Origin of the sequence: Bifidobacterium reuteri DSM 23975 (assembly GCF_000741695.1) — a bacterium.
Classification (GTDB): Bacteria; Actinomycetota; Actinomycetes; order Actinomycetales; family Bifidobacteriaceae; genus Bifidobacterium; species Bifidobacterium reuteri.
Genome location: NZ_JGZK01000017.1, coordinates 190,647 through 214,243, shown reverse-complemented (window position 1 = coordinate 214,243; position 23,597 = coordinate 190,647). Strand labels below are relative to the sequence as shown.

General features: G+C 60.4%; 14 protein-coding genes. 4 read left to right on the top strand and 10 right to left on the bottom strand.

Going from position 1 to position 23,597, the window contains the following annotated elements; all coding sequences use genetic code 11:
• Window positions 1–66 precede the first annotated feature (66 nt).
• A complete protein-coding gene (locus tag BREU_RS10210) occupies window positions 67–4,209 on the bottom strand; it encodes a DEAD/DEAH box helicase (RefSeq protein ID WP_044089713.1) in 4,143 nt (1,380 codons plus the stop codon).
• A gap of 114 nt (window positions 4,210–4,323) precedes the next feature.
• On the opposite strand from BREU_RS10210, the gene BREU_RS10205 reads away from it, so the two are divergent.
• A complete protein-coding gene (locus BREU_RS10205; RefSeq protein ID WP_044089711.1) occupies window positions 4,324–5,445 on the top strand; it encodes a helix-turn-helix transcriptional regulator in 1,122 nt (373 codons plus the stop codon).
• A 59-nt stretch (window positions 5,446–5,504) separates the two neighbouring features.
• Window positions 5,505–6,524: a 2,3,4,5-tetrahydropyridine-2,6-dicarboxylate N-succinyltransferase gene (dapD, locus tag BREU_RS10200; RefSeq protein WP_044089710.1), complete on the top strand. Its 1,020-nt coding sequence runs from the start codon at window positions 5,505–5,507 to the stop codon at window positions 6,522–6,524.
• Window positions 6,525–6,987: 463 nt separating this feature from the next.
• Here dapD and BREU_RS12030 read toward each other — a convergent pair whose 3' ends face one another.
• From BREU_RS12030 to BREU_RS10180, 5 genes are all read right to left on the bottom strand, one after another.
• Window positions 6,988–7,395: a chymotrypsin family serine protease gene (locus BREU_RS12030; RefSeq protein WP_140462699.1), complete on the bottom strand. Its 408-nt coding sequence runs from the start codon at window positions 7,393–7,395 to the stop codon at window positions 6,988–6,990.
• Window positions 7,396–7,627: 232 nt separating this feature from the next.
• The gene (locus tag BREU_RS12025; protein ID WP_150335698.1) at window positions 7,628–8,269 is read right to left on the bottom strand and encodes a hypothetical protein; all 642 of its coding nucleotides are present in this window, start codon (window positions 8,267–8,269) and stop codon (window positions 7,628–7,630) included.
• Between the two features lie 220 nt (window positions 8,270–8,489).
• Window positions 8,490–9,782 (bottom strand): citrate synthase, encoded by a 1,293-nt coding sequence (locus tag BREU_RS10190; protein WP_044089709.1) that lies wholly within the window; start codon window positions 9,780–9,782, stop codon window positions 8,490–8,492.
• Between the two features lie 148 nt (window positions 9,783–9,930).
• A complete protein-coding gene (map, locus tag BREU_RS10185) occupies window positions 9,931–10,713 on the bottom strand; it encodes a type I methionyl aminopeptidase (RefSeq protein ID WP_044089708.1) in 783 nt (260 codons plus the stop codon).
• A 308-nt stretch (window positions 10,714–11,021) separates the two neighbouring features.
• A complete protein-coding gene (locus BREU_RS10180; protein WP_044089707.1) occupies window positions 11,022–11,954 on the bottom strand; it encodes an HdeD family acid-resistance protein in 933 nt (310 codons plus the stop codon).
• Window positions 11,955–12,219: 265 nt separating this feature from the next.
• Here BREU_RS10180 and BREU_RS10175 point away from each other — a divergent pair, with 265 nt between their 5' ends.
• Entirely contained in the window at window positions 12,220–14,442 is a 2,223-nt protein-coding gene (locus BREU_RS10175; RefSeq protein ID WP_044089706.1) for a M13 family metallopeptidase, read from the top strand.
• A gap of 132 nt (window positions 14,443–14,574) precedes the next feature.
• On the opposite strand, the gene BREU_RS10170 is transcribed toward BREU_RS10175, so the two are convergent.
• Both BREU_RS10170 and BREU_RS10165 read right to left on the bottom strand, forming a co-directional pair.
• Entirely contained in the window at window positions 14,575–15,219 is a 645-nt protein-coding gene (locus BREU_RS10170) for a single-stranded DNA-binding protein (RefSeq protein ID WP_044089705.1), read from the bottom strand.
• A 348-nt stretch (window positions 15,220–15,567) separates the two neighbouring features.
• The gene (locus BREU_RS10165) at window positions 15,568–17,349 is read right to left on the bottom strand and encodes a proline--tRNA ligase (protein ID WP_044089704.1); all 1,782 of its coding nucleotides are present in this window, start codon (window positions 17,347–17,349) and stop codon (window positions 15,568–15,570) included.
• A gap of 625 nt (window positions 17,350–17,974) precedes the next feature.
• Here BREU_RS10165 and BREU_RS11365 point away from each other — a divergent pair.
• The gene (locus tag BREU_RS11365; protein WP_152598605.1) at window positions 17,975–20,278 is read left to right on the top strand and encodes an SCO7613 C-terminal domain-containing membrane protein; all 2,304 of its coding nucleotides are present in this window, start codon (window positions 17,975–17,977) and stop codon (window positions 20,276–20,278) included.
• A gap of 25 nt (window positions 20,279–20,303) precedes the next feature.
• Here BREU_RS11365 and amrS read toward each other — a convergent pair whose 3' ends face one another.
• Together amrS and amrB are read right to left on the bottom strand one after the other, a co-directional pair.
• Window positions 20,304–21,389 (bottom strand): AmmeMemoRadiSam system radical SAM enzyme, encoded by a 1,086-nt coding sequence (gene amrS, locus BREU_RS10150; RefSeq protein ID WP_081886681.1) that lies wholly within the window; start codon window positions 21,387–21,389, stop codon window positions 20,304–20,306.
• Window positions 21,376–23,418 (bottom strand): AmmeMemoRadiSam system protein B, encoded by a 2,043-nt coding sequence (amrB, locus tag BREU_RS12475; protein WP_044095962.1) that lies wholly within the window; start codon window positions 23,416–23,418, stop codon window positions 21,376–21,378. The genes amrS and amrB overlap by 14 nt, the downstream gene beginning before the upstream one ends.
• Window positions 23,419–23,597 lie beyond the last annotated feature (179 nt).

Below are 23,597 nucleotides of genomic sequence, written 5' to 3'. Positions count from 1 at the left end.
CCGGTTCTCATCCGCAAGGCATGCCGATTCGCTGCGAGAAGAGCCTTATGCGCCACCAGTGGGAGTTCAGCCCAGCAAATCCAGCAGGTCATCGCGGGTGAGCGACGCGATGGACGGCGAGGCCGCGGCTCCGAATGCACCGGACGTGGTCTCGTCTGCGGCGAGCGAGGCGTCGGTGAATTGCCGTGCGAGCTCGCTTTTGCTGTGCTGCAGCTCGAGGATGCGCTCCTCGATGGTGTCCTTGGCCACCACCTGATAGACGTTGACGTCCTCGGTCTGGCCGATGCGATGCGCACGGTCGGTGGCCTGATCCTGGGCGGCGGCGTTCCACCATGGGTCGGCATGGATGACCACGCTCGCCCCGGTCAGGTTCAGGCCTGTGTTGCCGGCTTTGAGTGAGATCAGGAACGCAGGGGTGTCGTCAGCATTGAAGCGGTCGACCAGCACCAGACGCTGTTTCTTGGGCGTGGATCCGGTGATGGTGTAATACCGCAGTCCCGCCGCATCGAATCGTGCGGCGATGAGGTCGAGGAAGCTGGTGAACTGCGAGAACACCAGCGCCTTCTTGCCTTCGCTCACACAGGTCTCCACGAGTTCGGTGATGGCCGCGAGTTTGGCCGACTGGTCCTTGGCGTCGGCGTAGACCAAGCGAGGATCGCAGCAAATCTGCCGCAATCTGGTCAGCTCGGCGAGGATGCGGATCTTGGACGTGTTGAAATCCGCTTCCTCGCTGTGTTCAAGCTGCATCCTCAACCGCTGCTCGTGTGCGGCATACAGTTTGCGTTGTTCGCCTTCCAACTGCACGGTCAGTGTGGTCTCCAGCTTGTCCGGCAGATCGGTGAGGACCTGCCGCTTGAGACGACGTTTGATGAACACGCCCACCAAGGCCTGCAGCTTGTGTGCCACGCGCGCGGACTCGGGATTGACTTCGGCGGCGGCGCGTCCCTCGGCGGTGCTGCCGTCCGCCGCGCGGGCGTTGGAGATTGGCAGTTCGTAGCGTTCGCGGAATCGTTTATAGGATCCCAATAACCCCGGCATCAGGAAGTCGAAGATGCTCCAAAGCTCGGAAAGCCGGTTCTCGATCGGCGTGCCGGTCAACGCGAAACGATGGGCGGCGGCAACCGATTTGACGGCCTTGGCGATCTTCGTGGCATGGTTCTTGATGTACTGGGCCTCGTCCAACGCCATGATCTCGCATTGGCGAGGGCCGTCCTCATTATCGGCGGTGTAGTCGTCCACATCGCGGCGCAACAGGTCGTAGGACGTGATCAGCACCGTGGGTTCGTCGGCGTGGAAGGCACGGGCGATGGCGTTGCGGCGTTCGGTCTTCGTGCCGGCCACCACCACCGCGTTGAAGCTTGGCGCGAATTTGGCGAATTCCGCAGCCCAGTTGTAGACGAGTGATGCCGGGCAGACGATCAGAGACGGATGCAATCGCCCGTCATGCCGCGCGTCTTCGCGCTGATAGCGGGACACTATCAACGCGATGAGCTGCACGGATTTGCCCAGACCCATCTCATCGGCCAGGATGCCGCCGAATCCCTTGTCGCACAAGGTGCTCAGCCATCGGAATCCTTCGGCCTGATATGGTCGCAGCACGTGTTTGAGACTGTCTGGCACCTCGTATGCATTCGGGTCGATCACCGCCAGGTCGTCGATGTATTGGGTGAAGGAGGCGTCCTTGACCACGTCCGAGCCGTCATCGGGCAGTTCGCCATCCAGCAGGAACGCCTGATTGCCCGGCAATTCGATGACGCCTCCGTCAAGCTGCCGTTCGCTGAGCTCCAGATCGGAGGCCAGTCTGTCGAGGGTGTCGAGATTCGCACCGTCGAGGCGGACAAGCGACCCGTCCTTCAACTGATGGAATCGCTGACGACGGCGATACGAGGCGAGCAACGCTCCGACCTCATCCGGAGGCACCTCATCGGCGATAGGCGAGATCTCCACCAGATTGCCTTTGACCGACAACCCCACCTTGACGCTCGGCGGTTTGGGCGCCAACAACCTGTCGAATGCGGGCGTGGTGTAGACGTCGCCCACCTCATGCAGGGCGGCGATGCCCTCATCGAACAGACGCACGATGCGCGTGGTGTCGTTCCTGTCGATGGTGGCGGCACCCGACTGTTTCGCCCGCGCCTGCCCCGCCTCCCGCGCAGCAGCGGCACGAGCGGTCCGGGTGCGGAATCCCTGTCTACGAGCAGCGGCGCCCGTATGCGCGGATGCGCCAGCGCCGGGCATCTCGAAGAATTCCTTCACCACATCCAGGGCCAGATGCTCGGCGTCATAATCCCGGCCTACCGCCGTGCGGACCGGAGCACCGTCATGCACATCGGTCACCGGGCCGGCAGGCAGCAGTGGCACGCTCGCTTCACCGTATCGGGCCTTGACCTCGCATTCGACGCCTTGCTCGGTGCGGTCCAGATACACCTCGATGGCCCCTTCGGCCGGGGCGAGCTCGACGAGCTCCCGCGGAATGTCCTGTGATTCCAGCAGGCCCGAGGAGACCAATTCAGGCAGCAATGTGCGGGCGAACAGCGCCATATCGTCACCGGTGACGACCTGGCCTCCACCGTCAGGAGCGAACAGTTCGCCGATGAGGCCACGTATCGGGGCGAGCTGCTTCGGGCAGCGCACGAAACGGCATCCGGCAGCGCTTCTGCGTTGCGCCTGCAGCATCATGGCCGAGGTATGGCTCACCGGATTCAGTGCCGCAAGCAGCAGCCATGAGTCCGCTCCGGCGTCCACCACGGCCTCCACCGCGGGTGTGCCTGCGAGCAGATAGCCGGCATCGGGGCCGTATGCCCGGAAGTCACGTCGGGTCAGGTGTAGCCGCAGTCCGGGATCGCCTCCGTCAACGCCGACGGCTGAAGCCTGGCCGGAGAACCATGTGTCCAGGATCAATTGCACGCCGATGCCCTCGCGCAACGCGAGCAGCGAAGCCACTTCCCGGTCGGAAAGCGTCATATGCCTGTCGATGGCGATATGCCCGTAATACCGGTCCTGCTGTTCTGCGGCATGCCGGATGTCCAACGCCGATTGCAGGAAATCCAACAATGGCCCGGAATCGGCATCGAGCATGCCCGGGGTATGAGTGAAGGCGAGTTTCTTGCCGTAATCCACGTGTTCGGCATGCTGCATGGCGAACACGAACTGCGGAATCGACTTCAACACGTAGCTGGCGCCGTTCACCGGCGCACCGATCTTGAATTCCACACTCCATACGCCATCGATGAAGCTCAGTATCGGGGCGAGCCTGACCTGGCCTGCGGAGACGGTCTGACGCGGCCCCTGATAACCGCGTGTGGCAGGCTGCTTGCGCTGTCCGGCGTGGGAGGAGGACGCGGATGAATCCGCCGCGGCGCCGATGCGTTGCATCACGGCATTGCGGCGACGCTGCCGGTTCTGGTCCCGCTGCTCATCCATGCGTGTCATGAAATCGAGCATCGCCCGGGAGGACCGCACCGCACCGCCATGATAGCCTTCGAACCGTTGCGGGTCGTCACAGAATGCGAGCGCGAGCGCGGCCATATGCTTGCAGATGCCATAACCGCGTCCATACGCCGGGCACGTGCATGAGCCGCCGGACATATCCCCAGTGTCGAGGGAGAACTGCAATTCGGTGCGATATCGGCTGGAAGGACTGGTGGTGCCGCGCAGGGTGGCGTCCAACGTGGCGTAACCGATGTGTGTATTCGCGCTGTAATACGGTTCGATCAGCATGATGTCGGCGTTGTTGGCGATGGTTCGGGCCCGTGAGACCACTGCCCGGGAGGCGGTGGTCTCCACGTCCCTGCGCAACGCGTCGATGGGAACAGGCTGCGCCGTGGATGCCGCCGACGAACCACTGTTGCCGGCATCGCCACCGTATCCGTCATCGAACCATGCGGCACGGCCTGCCTGGGGGATGTAGGGAGAGTGCGCGTACGGCGTGGGCATGTCTTTGGCGGTCAGTGCATCGCCTGAGCCGAATACGGCGTCCCCGGAGATACCGTCGCCGTTACCGACAGCGTTATCGACATCATTATCGTTTAAACCGAAGTCGTCTGATTCCGTGCCAGCGGCGGCACCATGCGGATTGTGGCGACGCTGGATCCAGCGCCGGGCAAAGTCATCGAATTCGTCGCCGAGCGCATCATCATATGAGAAATCGACATCGGCGTCATGCGCATTGTCGGAGATACGCCCGAACACGCCATAACCTCCAACCATGAGCGTGCGTCTCCTTCCGAATCCATTCCGTACTTGCCGCATCGGTCGGAAGCACCGACCGAATGCACATGCAAACAATCCCATCCTAGACGAATACGCGGTAGCCTTAGGGCTATGAACGCGCAACATGCAGGCGAGACCTCCAAACGCAAGACCTATGCGGGCAATGCCTCCTTGGAGATCTTCGAGGTGCTGTGGCGTCACAGCTATTTCGGACATGGGCTTTCCGTACGGCAGATCCTCGACCATCTCGCCGCCATGCACCATGTGAACGATCCCGATGAGCTGCCCACGCCCAAAACCGTGCGCAACCAGTTGCACAAGCTCGCATCCACGGAGTTTCTGGGTCGCCGGGTCGGCTACCTCACCGAGGCTGATGTCGCCGCAGTGGAATGCAAGGACCCGCAACCGGGATGGTATCTGGACGCGTTCCTCTCCCCCGCCGAAATGCGGCTTCTGGCCGACAGCCTGACGCTCTCGCGCATCAGTCTGGACACATTGGACGAGCTGGTGGGCAAGATCCGCGAACTGGCCGGCGCGGCCGGGGAATCCATCGACTATCTCAATCACGTCGCCGCATACACGCATATCAACAGCGAGTTCCTCTCCACCATCGACCAGCTCAACCAAGCCATCGAAGACGGCCACGCCGTCACATTCCAATACTGCGATTACGGGCCTGACGGCACCATGGTCCCGCATACCAGCCATACCCATGCCGACGGGCAGTCCGGCGCCCATACCGGTCTATACACAGTGGACCCCTATCAGATGGTGTACAAGAACGGCCGCTATTACCTGATCTGCCATCGTCACGGTGAGGACAAACTGCGCATCTTCGTGGTCAATCGCATCGCGGGCGTCACCACCAAAGGGGCGAACGAAGCTCCTCTGAGAATGGAGCGTCCGGCGTCCGAGGGGTTCGATGCCGTGGATTTCATGCGACACCGCCCCTATCCGGTGGCCGACGAACCGGTGCGCATCCGCATCGCCATACGGGATCGTCCGATGCTCAACAACGTCTTCGAATGGTTCGACGATCCGCAGATCAAGCATTCGCCTGATGGCGAGCAGTTCGAAGTCATCGTGAACGCCCCCGAAAAGGCCGTGTTCTGGTGGGCGCTGCAGTATTCCTGGGATGGCCGCGTGGCCATCATCGAGCCGGATTCGCTGCGCAACCGGCTTTATGATGCCGGTCGTAGGATGGCGGCCGCATATCATCCGGATGTGCACTAAGGTGGGAACCATCGCATGGCAATCCAGTTGCATGCACACATTCACGAAGGAGCACATACATGAGCGAAGAGCGCACCGCATGGGGTTGGGGTCTGGCCAGCGTGGACGCCGCCGGCAACACCCTTGATGTCTGGTACCCGGAGCTGACCCTCGGTCAGGCGCCGTCCGAAGCCGACCGCCCGAACCACGATTTCGGCACGTTGGCCCATGATGCGGCCGACGCACGCGGCATCCGCCGCATCCCCGTGTTCACGGTCAGCGAGCTTGATGAGCCGATCAGCTCCGCTGCCGACGCCTATCTGAAACTGCACCTGCTCAGCATGCGCATGGCGCAGCCGAACACGCTGAACCTCGACGGCATCTTCGCCCAGCTCAACAATGTCGTCTGGACCAACTACGGCCCGTTCGCCGTGGAGGACTTCACCCTGCGCAAGGCCGACGTGGAGCGCGCCGCCACGGATGCGGCCCTCGCATTCGCCGCACAGGCCGGATTGCCGGCTGCCGCCCCGGCCGCCACGGTCAACGTGTTCGGCGTGGACAAGTTCCCGCGCATGATCGACTATGTGGTGCCCACCGGCGTGCGCATCGGCGACGCCGACCGCGTTCGCCTGGGCGCCTACCTGTCCGAAGGCACCACGGTGATGCACGCCGGCTTCGTGAACTTCAACGCCGGCACGCTCGGCGTCTCCATGGTCGAAGGCCGCGTCTCGCAGGGTGTCGTGGTCGGCAACGGCTCCGACATCGGCGGCGGTGCCTCCATCATGGGCACCCTCTCCGGCGGCGGCAAGCTGCGCAATTCCATCGGCGAGCATTCCCTGCTCGGCGCCAACGCCGGCATCGGCATCTCGTTGGGCGACAACTGCGTCGTCGAAGCCGGACTCTACGTGACCGCCGGCACCAAGATCACCGTCTGGGACAAGGCCAAGGCAGCCGCCGGGGAGCCGCTCGACGTGGTCAAGGGCGCCGACCTGTCCGGCAAGGACAACATCCTGTTCATCCGCAACTCCGTGAGCGGCCGCATCGAGGCCCGCTACCGGAAGGTGGGGATTGAGCTCAACGCCAAGCTTCATAAGAACTGAGTACGTCAGTTCTTATGAAGCCGTCGCGGCACAGCCGCGTCCATCCAATGTATGCAATAACGCCTCACTGGTCTTCCAGTGAGGCGTTCTGTCGTCTGGACCGAGGAACTGCCCCGCTTGAAAGCATCCTAACGGGGCAGTTCCTCGGCCCGGACGAAAGAATATCCCGCTGAACCCAATCCAGAGAGGCAAAACCTCGATCCAGCCGACACAACACCCCTATTACTCTTCATCAGCACAGCGTATCCACGATCCACTCGAGGTTGTGCTCCACTGAAACACGCTCAGTGGAGCAAAACCTCGATCCAGTCAACAGAACACCCCACTACGATTCACCAATGAAGCAAAACCACGGTCCACCAGTGATACTGTCCCACTGAATCATTCCCAACGAAGCATATTTACGACTCGGCCGCGGTTGTGCCCCGCTGAAACACTCTCATCAACTCAACCGCAATAGCCGTCATTGACTCACGTAAACAGCAGTTCCCTCAGACTCTAGGTATGGGAGCAAAGGCGCATACGTAACAATAGAGCTACATTTACGGTAGTCATCTGCCGGAATTCCTGTACAAGAATTCGACCCTTGATATATTCCGCTAATAATTCCTTCTGCGTAAACCCTACCAGAAGCATCAACCATAGCCACCGGCCCACCACTGTCTCCATTGCCAGCTGCAGGTATCTCATTCTGCTGCTTTGTTTTCACTAAACCACCATATACCTTGCCGTTGCCATAATTGATAGTGAGATTAACAGCAGTAACTATATTGTTCGCGACTGTTCCAGAAAAACTACCATTGTATACAACATAATCACCAACTATCGGCTCTCTTGCAATACCATGTAAAGCCACCACATTATTCTCCAAATAATTCCCCCCCCCCAATCACATAGTGGGACTCCTTTGAAGAGAACTTGTCATTGTTATTCCGTCAACATCAGACTCGGTATAATTACCTGCTTTGCCGGCACCTAATAAAACAGAACTGTCATATGCGCCCATCTTCCACGATCGCGTGGTATCACAGTGATTAGCAGTAATAACCTGCTCGCCATGAGCATTTGTACCCCAGAACGCGGTAGTACAAGCAGTTCCCAAATCACTGCTCATCAATTGTGCCAGTAGAATAAGGAATCGTGTCACCGACACGAATAGCAGACTCCATCTTTTCGGCATAATTCAGCTCTACTGGTATGCTTGTAATACTTTGTGCTCGCATATCAATAGACGCTACGGATTGAGAATCCGGTACATCGACAGCAACAACGATTCCAGAGCCATCAGTCTTCGGAGCAATTGATGTTAAATGATCATTAAAATTCGATGTCCTATAGAGGATATCCTGAATTGCATCATGTAGTTCACTGGGATAATATGCTGATTTAATGAGTACTATCGGTATACTGGAATCGCTGCCTCTTATCAATGATTCATAATATGACACATCACCAGCAGCGTAAATCCTGACGCTTTTTTCATCAGGAAAATATTCAACTCCATTTATCTGTCTATTATCATCAATAGAGCGTATACGATCAACAACAATTCTTGTATCTTGCGGAATTGGTGAGTTTGAATATATAGATGGACTAACGAGATTCTTTCTTATTTCATTCGGGATTGGAGCAGAAACTGTATACTGTTTTGAATCATATGTTATTTCGGAAGTAGCATTACCAGATACAGGCAATACCAGGAATACAGCAATAATTGCGGAAGCAATTACTCTTTTTTTAATCATCACCCACCCCCTTTTCCTATTTGATATTTATCTCCTTTGATTCAAATATCACTATATACAAATACCGTTACAGACGTGCAAATTGAAGTTTAACAGACATGTTTAGCATAGTATATTAATTATGTTGCTTCATAAACAGCATTCGAGAAATCAAATACAGCCTGTACAACAGTTTGAAAACGAAAAGCTCCCCATTACGGGGAGCTTCAACAAGCATTCACTACCGCTCATCCATCGGCACGTAGTCGCGTTCCACGGCACCGGTGTAGACCTGACGCGGGCGACCGATCTTGGTGTTCGGGTCGGCAAGCATCTCGCGATATTGGGCGATCCATCCCGGAATGCGCCCGAGCGCGAACAGCGTGGTGAACATGGCCGGGTCGAAACCGATGGCACGATAAATCAAACCCGTGTAGAAGTCCACGTTCGGATACAGGTTGCGCGAGACGAAATACTCGTCGCTCAACGCGATGCGCTCCAGCTCCACAGCCACGTCGAACAATGCGCGTTCGTCGGCTGGCAGCTTGGAGGTATCCTCGCGCTCCATGATCTTTTCCAGATACTGCTTGGCGATTGCGGCACGCGGATCATAGGACTTATAGACACGATGTCCCAGTCCGGAGATCTTCTGCCCGTTCGCCTTGGCTTCGGCTACGAATTCGGCCACGGACTTGCCCGAGTCGCGGATGGCCTTCAATTGGCGAAGCACGGCCTCGTTCGCGCCACCGTGCAGCGGCCCGGACAGCGCGTTGACGCCGGCGGCCACAGCGGAATACAGATTGGCATGCGCCGAACCGGCGATGCGCACCACGGACGTCGAGCAGTTCTGCTCATGGTCGGCGTGGATGATCAACAAACGGCCGAGCGCGTGCACATACAGCGGATCGGATTCGAACGGCTCGTACGGCACGGCGAAGCACATGCGCAGGAAGTCGTCCACATAACCGCGCGCGTAATCCGGGTATAGCATCGGCTCATCGCGGCGGCGGCGGAAGATGTAGGACACAATCGTGCGCACCTTGGCCATGATGATGACCGCGGCCTCATCCAGCTGGTCGGAGTCGGTGATGTCGGTGGTGTCCGGGTAGAACGTGGCCAGCGCGTTGATGGCGGAGGCGAGCACACTCATCGGGTGCGCGGTGCGCGGGAAGGAGCCCATGAACGTGCGGAAGTCCTCGCCCACCATCGTGCGATGGTTGATGGCGGAGACGAACTTCTCGTACTGCTCCTTGGTGGGCAGCTCGCCATGTCTCAGCAGCCATGCGACCTCGAGGAAGTCGGACTGATTGCACAATTGCTCGATGGGATATCCGCGATAGCGCAGAATCGAATGCTTCCCGTCGATATAGGTGATCTTCGACTCGCATTGCGCAGTGGTGAGGAATCCGGGATCCAACGTCACCCAGCCATCGTTGCGCAGATTGGACACCACGATGCCATCCGCGCCTGCGGTCGCCTTGACCACTGGCAGCGTGTACTTGCTGTCATCCACATTCAGCTGGGCTGTTGCCATACCTGTCTCCCCTTACGCACGGGCCGATGCCGATGGAACTCGCCATTCGGCTCAAAAGTATGGCTCACTATATGGCATGCATGTTTCAGCGCAAGTTGCTGTCTCACAACGCGGCGGCACCTGGCAAAAGCCAAGTGCCGCCGAATGGTCACAGGTTGGTGCGGTCGGTCAGGATGATCGGGCCGTTTTCGGTGATGGCGATGGTGTGCTCGGAATGGGCACCACGGGAGCCATCCTCGGAGCGCAGGGTCCAGCCGTCCTTCGGGTCCTGGAAGATCTCGTCCGTGGTCTTGAGGAACCACGGTTCGATGGCGATGACCAGGCCGTCGCGCAGCTTGTAGCCGTGGTGGGCCTTGCCGTCGTTGGGCACATGCGGATCGCCGTGCATGATGTGGCCCACGCCGTGGCCGCCGAACTCGAGGTTGATCGGGTACCCGTACTCACGTGCGATGTCGCCGATGGTGTTGGAGATGTCACCCAGACGGTTGCCGGGCCTGGCCACGTCGATGGCGGCGGCGAGCGCCTCCTGCGTGCACTTGATGAGCCGCAGATCCTCGGGGTCGGGGTCGTTGCCGACCACGAAGCTCACGGCGGAGTCAGCCACCCAGCCGTCCACGGAGATGGCGAGGTCGAGCGAGACGAGGTCGCCGTCCTTCAGGCTGTAGTCGTACGGAATGCCGTGCAGTACGGCGTCATTGACGGACGTGCAGATGTAGTGGGCGAACGGGCCGGTGCCGAAGTCCGGCGCATAATCCACATAGCAGGATTCGGCGCCCTTGCGGTCCACGATCTTCTTGTGGACGAACTCGTCGATCTCAAGCAGGTTGGTGCCCACCTTGGTGGTCTCCTGCAGCTCCTTCAAAATGCCGCCGACGAAACGGCCTGCGGGCTTCATCTCCTCGATTTCACGAGGGGTCTTCAATTCGATCATGAGGTTCTTTCTACCTATAGGCTTCTTACTGAAAGTCGTTCTCAATACTAACCCGCCCCGGCGTCAATCGCCAGGAGCCGTTGCGATTACAACAGTTACCGATGTCCGCCCACACGCCATCCACGTTTTTCCGGTAATCACATTCGCAATTCCCAATCATCAGGAATCAGGAGTCGGGAATCGGGAATCCCGGATTGCCGAACAACCCTGTAGACATGTCCGATACGGACGCACATCGCAAAGCGTCCCCGGGGAATGGACTCCCCAGGGACGCTTCGCGGACCCGTCGGCGCGTCAGGAAAACACCGCTACTGCCGCGGCTTGCCGAAGGTGAATGCGCGAATCAGGGCGGTGACGCCCATGACCACCATGGCGCAACCGCCGAAGATCACCATGAATACGGTGGAGCTCAGCGGGCTCATAAGCACCACGAAACCGGCGATGATGGAGATGATGGCGTAGGCGACCGCCCAACCGGAGCGTGGGATGCGCCAGGATTCCACAAGCGCCATCACGCCTTCCATGATCCAGCCGAAACCGACCATCAGCGTGATCAGCAGCGCCAGGGTCTGACCGGTCAGGCCGTAGTTGCGCACCACGACCACGCCACCGAACGTGAGCAGTATGCCGATGAGCACATCAAGCACCCTCCAGCCACCCGGCAGCATCGGGGTGACCAGGGCGCTGACGATGCGCACCACGCCGGAGATCACAAAATAGACGCCGAGCAGCAGCGCAGCCAATGCCAGCGTCTTGTTCGGCACCAACAGCAACGCCACACCCAGCGCGATGGCCGCTACACCCACCACGCCGTAGATCACGCGGACAGTGGTCTTGGCCTTCTGCGGCAACCATTCCTCGAACAGCCGGAAGGGATTGAAGTCGCCGGCGTACCAGCCGGGCTGCGCGCCGAAGGGATTGCCGTTGGCACCGGCACCGGGCTGACCGGCCTGACCCGGCTGGCCTGCCTGACTGTATTGGTTGTATTGGCCTTGCCCATTCTGACCGTACTGTCCGTACGGCTGGGAGGAGGCGTAGGGATTGCCATTCGGATTGGTGGCGTACGGGCCGTAATACGGCTGCTGGTACGGGCCGCCCTGCGGATACTGCTGGTTGTTCTGCTGCCCCTGCGGCGCACCTTGCTGCGGCGGATACTGGCCGCCGTGATTGCTGTCATATGCGCCATACTGCGGTTGCTGAGGATTCTGGTTATCGCCGTTCGGAGTGTTCGGATCGCTCATGATGGCTCCTTTCGCATCCCATAGTTCAGATTCCGATACCTATGTTAGGCATACTGTCTAATTCATGCCATGGGCATAACGTTGCGCATTGCATGGTTATGTGTCTAGCAGCTACGCGCCTTACAACCATGCGGACGCATACAGCAAATCCACATCCGAAGAAACCTCGTCCCGCCATCCACGCCCACAGCACGCAACCACACGAATCAGCTCTCGGCCAAGTCCATTGCCGGCGCTTCTCCCCCACGATGATTAGGCTGGGAGCATGGCACAAAATCAAGCATCATTGAAGTCGGGCATCGACCCGGCATCGTTCTCATCCGTCATCAAGCCGACCGACGACCTGTTCCGCTACGTAAACGGCCCATGGATCGACACCTACCGTCTGCCCGACGACCGCTCCCGCTACGGCTCCTTCGACAAGCTCGCCGAAGACGCCGAGAACCAGGTACGCGAAATCCTCGAGGATGACGGCGACAATACCAATCCGGACACCACGTCCGCATCGGAGCGCCCCGCCACCAAGTCGCGCGCACTGTACCACTCGTTCCTCAACACCAAGGCGATCGAGGCGGCCGGCATCACGCCACTCAAGGCCGACCTTGATGCGATCGACAACGCCGCCGACAAAGCCGAGCTGACTCGCGTGCTCGGCCGTCTCAGCGCGGTCGACGGCCCGGACCTGTTCGGCCTCGCCGTGTACGGCGACCCCGGCGCGCCGGAATACAACATCGCGCACATCGAACAGGCCGGCATCCTGCTGCCGGATGAGGCGTACTATCGCGAGGACCATTACGCCCCGGTGCGTGAGGCTTACGTGACGATGGTCGCCATCCAGCTGGTGAACGCCGGTTATGCGCCCGCCGCCGAAGACAACCCGAATCAGGACGACGAGCTGCCGCGCGGCATCGACGACAGTGATTCCGAAGATGGCAGCACGCAGACTTCCGCCGTCACGCCAAGCAAGGCGGCCCTCGACATGGCCCGACGTCTGCTTGACGTGGAGACGCGTATCGCGGCGAATCATTGGGACAACGTGGCCACGCGCGATTCGGTGAAGACCTACAATCCCACCGATTACGCCGATCTCAAGGCAGCGCTGAGCCATTTCGACATGGACGCATGGATCGACGCCTGGCAGGCGGGATACGACGCCACGCCGGCCGCCGCCGTACAGCCCATCGACTTCCGTTCGGTGTTCGCGCGAGTCATCGTGCATGAGCCGAGCTTCCTCACCGGACTCGACGCATTCTGGAACGACGCCGACCTGGACGACCTCAAGCTGTGGGCGCGAGTGCACCTGATCGTCGGCAACGCCGCATACCTGTCCCGCACATTCGATGCTACGAACTTCGACTTCTTCGGCAAGGTGCTCTCCGGCCAGAAGAAGCAGCGCGACCGTTGGAAGCGTGGCGTGAGCCTTGTCAACGGCATCTGCGGCGAAGACGTGGGCCGCGAATATGTACGCCGCCACTTCCCGGAAAGCGCGAAGCGCCGCATGGAGCAGCTGGTTGCGAACCTGATCGACGCCTACCGCGTCTCGATTGCCAACTCGGATTGGCTGGGCGATGACACCAAGGCGAAGGCGTTGGAGAAGCTCACCAAGTTCACGCCGAAGATCGGATACACGAACCACTGGCGCGACTACACGGCGCTGGACGTGCACGTCGACGCCCTGCTCGCCGACAACATGAAGGCCGCAGCCCTGTACGAGACCGGATACCAGCTGGCCAAGGTCGGCAAGCCGGTCGACAAGGACGAGTGGCTGATGAATCCGCAGACCGTGAACGCCTATTATGAGCCGACGATGAATGTGATCGTCTTCCCGGCTGCCATCCTCCAGCCCCCGTTCTTCGACCCGGACGCCGAGGACGCCGCGAACTACGGCGGCATCGGCGCGGTGATTGGCCATGAGATCGGACACGGCTTCGACGACCAGGGCTCGCAGTACGACGGCGACGGCAAGCTCAACAACTGGTGGACCGACGAGGACCGCAGGAACTTCGAGGCCCGGACCAAGGCTCTGATCGATCAGTACAACAGCTTCGTACCGCTGCAGCTGGCGGAGAAGTACGCCGACGAGCCCGACAAGGCCCCGCATGTCAACGGCGCGCTGACCATCGGCGAGAACATCGGCGACCTGGGCGGTGTGAACATCGCGCTCAAGGCCTATGCATTCGCGCTGGGCAAAGCCGAGGGCAAGGCCGAGGACGGCTCCCCCGCCGCCATCAAGGCGCTGCTGGATACCGCGCCCGACATGGACGGCTTCACCGGCCTGCAGCGCTTCTTCCTGAGCTACGCCTCCATCTGGCGCACCAAGAACCGCGACGAGCTGGCCGAACAGTACCTGCAGATCGACCCGCACTCGCCGGCCGAGTTCCGCACCAACGGCATCGCCCGCAACGTGGATTTCTTCTACGACGCATTCAGCGTGACCAAGGACGACGCCATGTGGTTTGACCCCGCCGACCGCGTGCGTATCTGGTGACGCAACCCACCAGATAATCCTCAGAACAATCCTCACCTCATAACACACCTGCTTCGGCCTACAGTCGTGATACGCATACGGCTGTAGGCCTTTTGCATATCACGACAGTCACATATCCGCTCACATGCGCGGCTACATGTCCGGCTCATCGGCAAAATCATCGCCATACGACTCTTGCACTGCCGTCTGAGGCTGTTCGACCGCCACACCGGAAGGCATCGTTCCCGAATCGGACGGCGCCTGCCGGGAAACGACATTATCGAATTCGACCGGCGGCACCGGACGTTGCGGCAGCGCCACCCCGCTGCCGGCATCGCGGCCTTCGGCACCATCAGCGGGCACATTGCCACTGGCCGCATCCCCGGAACCTGCTGCTCCGGCAGTGCCATTGCTATTGCCGTTGCCGTTCGCCCGTTGCGATTTCGCAAGATTCGTAGTGCCGAAAGTCAGATCATGCCCGATATTGCTGGCTTCAAGAACGGTCCGGCTGCGCACCTCACCCTGTTCGTTGGTCCATTGTTCGGTGTTCAACACACCGACCACGATAATCCGGTCGCCGCGGCGAATCGACTGCAGCCCATTGAGGGCCAAGGAACGGAATGCCTTGACAGTGATCCACGCCGTGCCGAAATCCTCCCACTGCCGGGTATTGGGATTCAACCGGCTACGGGTGCTTCCCATGCGGAATGACAGCACCACGAAATTGTCATTCCCTCCTTTGACCAGGTCGCTGGCCACAAATCCCGTCATCGTAACAGATGCCTGCTGGTTTGCCATGATCGATCCTTTCACTTGACGCTGTTGTCATGGACCGCCTGACCGTCGTTCGCATCATTGCGGGCAGGCAGCAGGCGGTAGTTTCCACTGTGAAGGAGCATGATCCACCCGTGCAAGCCCGACCGGCAAATGTGGATACTATGACCGGGTTAGAGGTGCTGTGGATAACTTTCGGCTTTCCACCGTCACACACATCCGAGGGATATCCGCAACGATTCTGCCACCGAGACAACACTTGACTCCCTCAGAGCATGAAAAACGCCACCCTGCATCAGCAGGATGGCGTTTCATACCGTTCAGTTTGGCCCTATCAGCATGGGCTTCTGGCCCGGCTCGCGGGCAGCGGCCTTACAGCCGCTCGAGCAGCGTCTTCACAGCCTCATCAGCAGGCACGGCGACCTTGTTCCCGCCGTCGCGGTCACGGATCTCGATGGTGCCGTCGTTGACGAAGTCACGGCCCACCACGGCGATGGTCGGCACGCCGATCAGCTCGGCGTCCTTGAACTTCACGCCCGGGGAGACCTTCTTGCGGTCGTCATAGATGACCTCGACGCCGTTGGCCTCAAGCTCCTCGACCAGCTTCTCGGCACCTTCGAAGGCCTTGTCGTCCTTACCGGTAGCCACCACATGCACCTGGGCGGGGGCGATCACGGACGGCCATGCCAAGCCGGTCTCGTCGTGATGCGTTTCGGCGATGCAGGCGAGCACGCGGGAGACACCGATGCCATAGCATCCCATCCACACCGGCACTGCCTTGCCATTCTGGTCGAGGACCTTCAGATCCAGCGCCTTGGAGTACTTAAGACCCAGCTGGAACACCTGGCCGATCTCCACGCCACGCTCGAAGCTCAACGGGCCGGAACCATCAGGGCTCATATCGCCGTGACGGACCTCCACGGCTTCGACCACGCCGTCAGCCTCGAAATCACGGCCGTAGACCGCATGGAATCGGTGCTTGCCGGTTTCATCGCCTCCGATGATCCAATCCGAACCCTTGACGACGTGTGCGTCCACGAAGAAACGCACCGGATCGGCCACGCCCGCGGCTTCGCCCTGCCTGCCGAACACCATCGGACCCATGTAGCCGGCCACCATCTCGGGATGGGCCTTGAGATCCTCCTCAGTGGATTCCTCAATCTCCGCAGGAGCGAACTGCGCCTCGAGACGCTTCATATCCACCTGTCGATCACCCGGCACCGCCACTGCGATGACCTCGCGCCAAGGCTTGTCGTGATCCTCATCCTCGGCATGCATCACTGTGATGGCTACGGTCTTCAACGTGTCGGCCGCAGTCCACTCACGGCCGTCCTCACGCGGATAGAGACGGTTGGCGGTATCGACCAGCGCCTCGATGGTCTTGGAGTCGGGTGTTTCGCGCGTATCCATCGCAGGCGTGTGCGAGGCGTCGACCTCCGGCAGTTCCGGCGTGTGCAGCGCCTCGACGTTCCACGCCTTGCCGGAAGGCGCCAGGGCGAAGGTATCCTCGCCGATGGCCATCGGGGCGAGGAACTCCTCGGAAGCGGAGCCGCCCATCGGGCCGGACATGGCGAACACCGGCACGTACTTGAGGTCAAGGCGCTGGAAGATGCGCTCGTAGGCACCGCGCTCGTCGTAGTAGGCCTTGCGCATGCCTTCTTCGTCGATGGTGAAGGAGTAGGCGTCCTTCATGATGAACTCGCGGCCGCGGATGAGGCCGGCGCGCGGACGGAACTCGTCACGATACTTGGTCTGAATCTGGTACAGCGTGACCGGCAGGTCCTTGTATGAGGAGTACATGTCCTTGACCAGAAGGGTGAACATCTCCTCGTGGGTGGGGGCAAGCAGATAGTCGGCCTGATGACGATCCTTCAGACGGAAGATGTTGTCGCCGTATTCCTCCCAGCGATGGGTCGCCTCATAAGGCTCGCGCGGCAGCAAAGCCGGGAAATGCACCTCCTGGGCGCCGATGCCGTTGATCTCCTCACGGATGATGGCCTCGATCTTGTTGAGGACCCGCAGGCCCAGAGGCAGCCAGGTCCAGATGCCGGGGGCGGCCTTGCGGATGTAGCCGGCGCGCTGCAGGAGCTTGGCGGAATCGACGTCCGCGTCGGCCGGGTCTTCGCGCAGTGTGCGCAGGAACAGAGTAGACATACGAAGGGTATTGGAAGTCATGGGGTCAACGATATTCACGTGAACCGACAAGCCGTAACGCTGCGGCTCTCCGTCTCACTGTGCGATTGCACAGGAATCATCTTTGGATTGTGTATCATCCGACACCTTGGCTTTGCGGATCGCACGTGGGAGAATGATGTTGAAGGGGCAGGAGGGCACGATGACGCAGCCAACCAAACAATGGAACAACCAATCACAACCACAGCAGGCGGTACCAGTGCAGCCAACTGCGCAGTCAGCTCAACAGCCGATAACGCAGCCGCAACCGACACCTCAGCAACAAGTGCCGCAACCGCAGCAAGGCGTACGGCAACCGGCACAGCAGCAGGTGCCGCAACAACAGACGGTACTGCCGCAGCAGTCAGTCCAGCAACCGACGCAACCCGTGCGGCAACAGGTGGTCCAGCAGCCGACGCAACCATGGCAGCAACCGCAATGGCAGCATAGCCAACAGCCTCCGCAATGGCAACTGTCGCAATCGCAACCGCCGCAATCGCGGCACAGTCAGCAAATACCGCATCGGCAACCGGTACCGCAACAAGGCGGATCGTATTCGCAGCCCATGCAACCCGCGCCACAGTATTCCCCATTCCAGCCGCAGCACATGACTCAACAGCCGACCGCGCCACAGCCGACTGCCGCGCTTCCCGTTTATCCTGCCGCATACACACAGTCGAGCCAAGCTCCGCAGTACCCCCAGCCGCAGCAGCCGCAGCCGCAGCCGATGGCTCCGCAGTACTCCCAGACCTACCCACCGCAGCCATCGCCGTTCACGCCTGCAAGCCTGCCGCCACAGGGCCCGTTCATACAAGCACCGTTGCCGCAAGCATCGTCCCCGCAGGCACAGTTTCCGCAGGGCCCATTCCCGCAGTCCCCTGTGCAACAGGCCGTATGGCCAAGCGGCGCTGCGGCCACCCCACCCGCATCGATTCCGACTGCGCCAACCCAATCCAAGCCGCAGCACTCAAACGTGCAGATGCTGCTGCTGGTGCTCGGCGTGGCATTGGTGACCATCGCGGTGCTGGCGTTCGCCTCGTTCGCCTATGGCCTGCTCGGCGATATCGGTCGCGCGGTCTCCATCGGTGTGGTCGGTGCCATTGCGTTGGCCGTCGGCATGGCGCTTACCAATCGGCTTCGCGTCACCGCCGAAGGTTTGACTTGGGCGGGATTGGCCGCGCTGTCCATTGACGCCCCACTGGTCAGCGGCATCCCTCCGGTAACGCGCACGATTCCCAATGGAGTGTGCACCGGCGTACTGATTCTTCTGGTGACTGCATTGGCGTTCGGCCTGCGTGCAATAGCGTCGCATCTGCCATCCAATCAGACAGCAACGGTCACGGACTCGCAACCGAATACGCAGACCATCCCGTCCAATGCCGCTTCATCGACCTTGCCAGATTCTGCTGGGTTCTCAGAAGCACACGCTGCGGAGTACTCAACAGAGCATCCCGTGACGCAGCCGGCCGTGCGCCCGGTTCCACTGAGTCCGGTTCCACTGAGTCCGATTCCACTGCGGGCCACCACGCTGTACGCCATGTGCGCGATTCCGCTCGCATTCATGTCGATTGCCTCGTCGCTGCCCACCGACAACCACAATGTGGAATGGGTGCTGACCGTGGAGATCGGCTCAGCTGCGGCACTATTGTTCGCCATCTTCGTGCAGGTCCCTCACACCTCGCGCTACGCCGACTTCGAATGGATGACGTCATTGACTGCAGCGACGGTGGGTCTGACCGCTGTCACCTTCTTCGGATACGCGCTCATCATGGACGCGGATCCGTTGTGGCTTGTCATCATCATCTGCCTCATACCGCCAGCGCTATGGGCCGCGATGCTGGTGATGCTGCACCTCAAGCCGACGGCACGCACCGGCAGTACACTGCCTCCCGTCAATCGCGTCATGCCGACGATCGGCTTCATCTGGTCGCTGTCGGCAGGATCGGAATCGCTGCTGCGTCGCGTGCTGAACGGACCGTTGGGCAATGACCAGGCGGCTCAGACCGTTGCCGACCTGCTGATGATCGCCATCACCGGTTTCGCTATCACCGCCGCCACATTGATGTTCCGTCACACCAAGCGCTTCACCATCAGCAAGCAGGAACGCGTTTCGGCAAGTGTCATAGGCTCGCTCATGATGCTCATCGTCATCGACAGCGATTTCACGCATGGCAGTCCCCTGCCGATGGTGGTTTCGATCGTGGGTCTTGTGGTGATGCTCGCAGTGACCGCCATCTCATGGATCGTCGCCGCACAACCGACAACCACCCCAGTGGCCCAGCCGGCACCACAGTCAATCCAGCAGCCTCAACAGGCGATGCCACAGCCAGCACAGCCGCAATGGCCGCAATCGACGCTGCCGCACGGCACAGCACCGAAGCCTCTCCCCGCCGAGCACATCACCGTCACCGTGTTCACGGCAATCACCAGTCTGACGCTGATCTATCTGGCGGTAACCGACCCGCAACCGTATGCGCCGATGGATCTGTTCGCCATCATGTCCGGCGCGACGGCCCTTGTCATAGGCGTACGTTGGATGCAGGTCCGCCCCGCGCTGCGTAGTTGGCCGGCGCTATGGCCTGCACTGACTTTGCTCATGGTGCCATCGCTGCTCATCAGTTGGTTCGAGCCACTGTCACTGCCGCGCGTCCTCGCGCTGTTCGCCATTTCGATTTGCGCACTGCTGCTCGGTGCACTGCGGGGATTGCAGGCCCCGCTGGTGTATGGCACGGTGATACTCGTCATTCATGTGCTGACGGTGATCTGGCCTTGGCTGGCCGAATTCTCACGCCACTACTGGTGGGTGTGGCTGCTTATCGGCGGCGTGCTGCTCATCGCCGCGGCGGCGCGGTACGAGGCCAGTATGCGATCGATGAGGAGCATCGCCTCGCGCATCAGCGACCTACGATGACGGTCTGCCTGCCAGCAGCCCTCCCCTACCAACGGCCCGCAATGGCAGTGCCGCATTCCGGGCATCGACCGTCTCCGCCGCGATCACAGGACAGGCGATCGGCATTGATTCGATACCAGTCGCGCTCCACCAGCACGGCATGGCACTGCGGATTCGGGCAGTATGTGGTGTCTCCCTCACGGTCGTGCACATTGCCGGTATACACGTAATGCAATCCCTCAGCGAGCGCGATGCCACGCGCCCTGGTCAGCGTGCCATGCGGCGTGGGCGGCACATCCTTCATCTTCCACGCCGGGTGGAATGCCGAGAAGTGCAATGGCACGTCGGGGCCCAGATGCTCCCGAATCCATGTGCATTCGGCGTGCAGCTGAGCATCGTCGTCATTGAGCCCCGGTATGAGCAATGTGGTGAGCTCCACCCACACATGCCCGCCGTCCGGGGTGCGCGCATCATTGACCGCGTAGTCGATGGTGTCGAGCACATCAGCCAGATGTGTTCCGGTTACCTTCCAATAGAAGTCCTCGGTGAAGCCTTTGAGGTCGATGTTCGCCGCGTCCATCGCCGCATAGAAATCCGGTCTGGCCACCGCGCTCATGTATCCTGCCGTCACGGCGATCGGATGGATGCCGAGCGCACGGCAGGCCTGCGCGGTGTCTATCGCGTATTCGGCGAACACAATCGGATCATTGTAGGTGAACGCCACCGAGTCGATACCACGCTCGTGCGCCACCTGCGCGATTTTCCCGGGACTCGCCTCCACGCCGAGTCTGTCGAAGTCGCGCGCCTTGGAGATATCCCAATTCTGGCAGAACCGGCAACCGGAATTGCAGCCGGCCGTGCCGAAGCTCAGCACGCTGGAGCCGGGGTGGAAATGGTTCAACGGCTTCTTCTCCACCGGATCGACGGCGAATCCGGAGCTGCGACCGTACGTGTCGCAGACGATGGCACCGTCGTGGTTCGACCGCACGAAGCAGAAGCCGCGTTGGCCCGGGCGAAGCACGCAGCGCCGTGGGCAGAGTTCGCATCGTGCACGGCCTGTGCCGTCGTGGAATTGCGTTTGCCAACGGCCGATGGCGACTGCCGGAACTGAATCTGATTCAACGTTCGGCATATGCGGTCACCTCATACCGTTCGCATTCGATGTCGCCGTTGTCCCAGTCATACGACGGGCGGATTCCCGCTTTAGCGAGCAGGTGCGAAACGAAGTCATGCCGGTCGGGCAGCTGCTCCCACACCTGCGGCAGAAATGTGGCCCTGCGACCACGCGGGTCGGTAAGAATCAACCCATCCTCACCGGGGCGCAGCGCGGCTTCCAACTCGTCACGCGAACGCACCGGGATGCCATCCGACCCTATGATCGGCTCTGGCTTGCCCAATACGGATACCTCCACATCAATGAGCGGGTATTCCGCAGCCGTAAGCGGATTGAAGCGCGGATCGCGGCTAGCGGCGTCGACCGCGTGATCGACAACGTCGCGGCCGAGCGGCCGATATGCTTCAAGCGTGCCGATGCAGCCACGCAACCGACCGTTCTCGGTCAAGGTCACGAAGCTTGCGCCAGGCTCTTCCAGCCAAGGATTACGTGCGATGATGGATTCGGAGGACTCGTCGGAATCGCCGTCAATACCCAGATGCTCACGAATCGATATGCGCGCCAGCTTCAGCAGGGTCGCACCTCGGTCGGTGCCATTCGACCTGTCAGATGTACTGGACCCGTCAGATTGTTCAGCTGCATCACCGGCATTCCTTCTTTCTGCAGAGGATTCTGCAGAAGATTCAGGAGAGGATTTGGTCTGCCGGATACCGCCGGCATTGTCGCCACGTACATTCCCTGGATCATCTGCATCCTCTGCACTCTCTTGAGCAGCCTCCTCCTGCCATACGGCAAACGAGGCATACCCCACCACCGGCTCATCAGGATCGTCCATAGCCGGGCGAGGCTCACCCGCGAGCGCCACTACACCGTCATCACCTGAGGTGCTGCGCCCCAGCAACCGCAGGTCAAAGTGGCGTTCGACAGCATGCAGACATGCTCGGTTTTCTTGACGGTCGCTCTCTTGATCTGTCTCGACTGCCGGCCTTGTGCCGCTCGCCTGATTCGCCTTCAACGTTTCACGAGATGTTTCACAAACCGTTTCATACTGTGCCGGCGTCAAGCCACGCACCAGCACATCCAGCAGCCCGTTGATTGGATACGCCCCGCATGCCCTGCGCGGATGAATCGGCAGCCTGAGATGTGCGATGTCGGATATCGTCTCGTCATCAAGTTGCCGTGCATACGCCTCGGGATGATAATGCGACAAATCGGAGCTGATAATGACGACCGTTTCCGGACCTCCCCACAATGCGCGCAGCACGTCGCCCACCTCTTCGGGTCTCGCATCACCGGCGTTGAGCGGCACTATGTTCAGATCCGGACCGAATACGGTCTGCAGGAATGGAATCTGCACCTCAACGGCATGTTCCTGCACATGCGTGGGATCGTTGACAATCATCGTCGGAGCCCGGGCCCCAGAGCGAGCGCGCATACCGGATCGCAACGGCTCGGCATGCGGGTTGTCATGCTGGCCAGCGCCATCAGCGCCCGCAGTCACGCCATCATGATAGCCACCACACTGATCGCCATCACGCATACGGGCGGCTCCTGAGCTGTCGCGACCCGACAGCCCCATCGCCTTTCGTTCGGACTCCACATCCACTGGAATCACGCCCAGCGGCGTAGACCAAACGTCAGCCGTCGAACATGCCACGCCTCGCACAGCCACCCGATGCGTCGGCCCGACGATCACCGCACGCTTCACCGTACCGCGACCGCGTTCGAGCAGCGCATACGCCAGCGCCGCAGTCGTGCCCGAATACCCATAACCGGCGTGCGGCACGATCACCGCTTTCGGCGTTCCTTGAGGCAGCCGCGGTGCCAGCTGTTTCACCAGCGCACGCCCGTAATCGAGCTGCTGGTTGATAAGCTGCTTGAGCGCAATGCGGTCGGCAGGATAGAACGCGCCGGCTACGGCAGGTGGACGAATTCTTCCCGTATTACGACCGGCGTTGCGGTCTGCGTTGCTTCCGGCGTCACGACCGGCAGACGCTGCGGCCACACGAACTTCGTTGTCTCCATGAGTCTGTTCAGATAGCGACATGATCACCACCCCTGCACTCCATGGTAGCCACTCCATGCCGCAAAGAAACCAGTTATGATACCGATCTCGGTTACGAGGGGCTGATTTCGGTTTCCCGGAAGCACTACTTGCGTTACGAGGGGCTCCCCCATCCTTTGAATATGCCTTACGACACCGTCATTCCGCCATTTGTGAGGGTC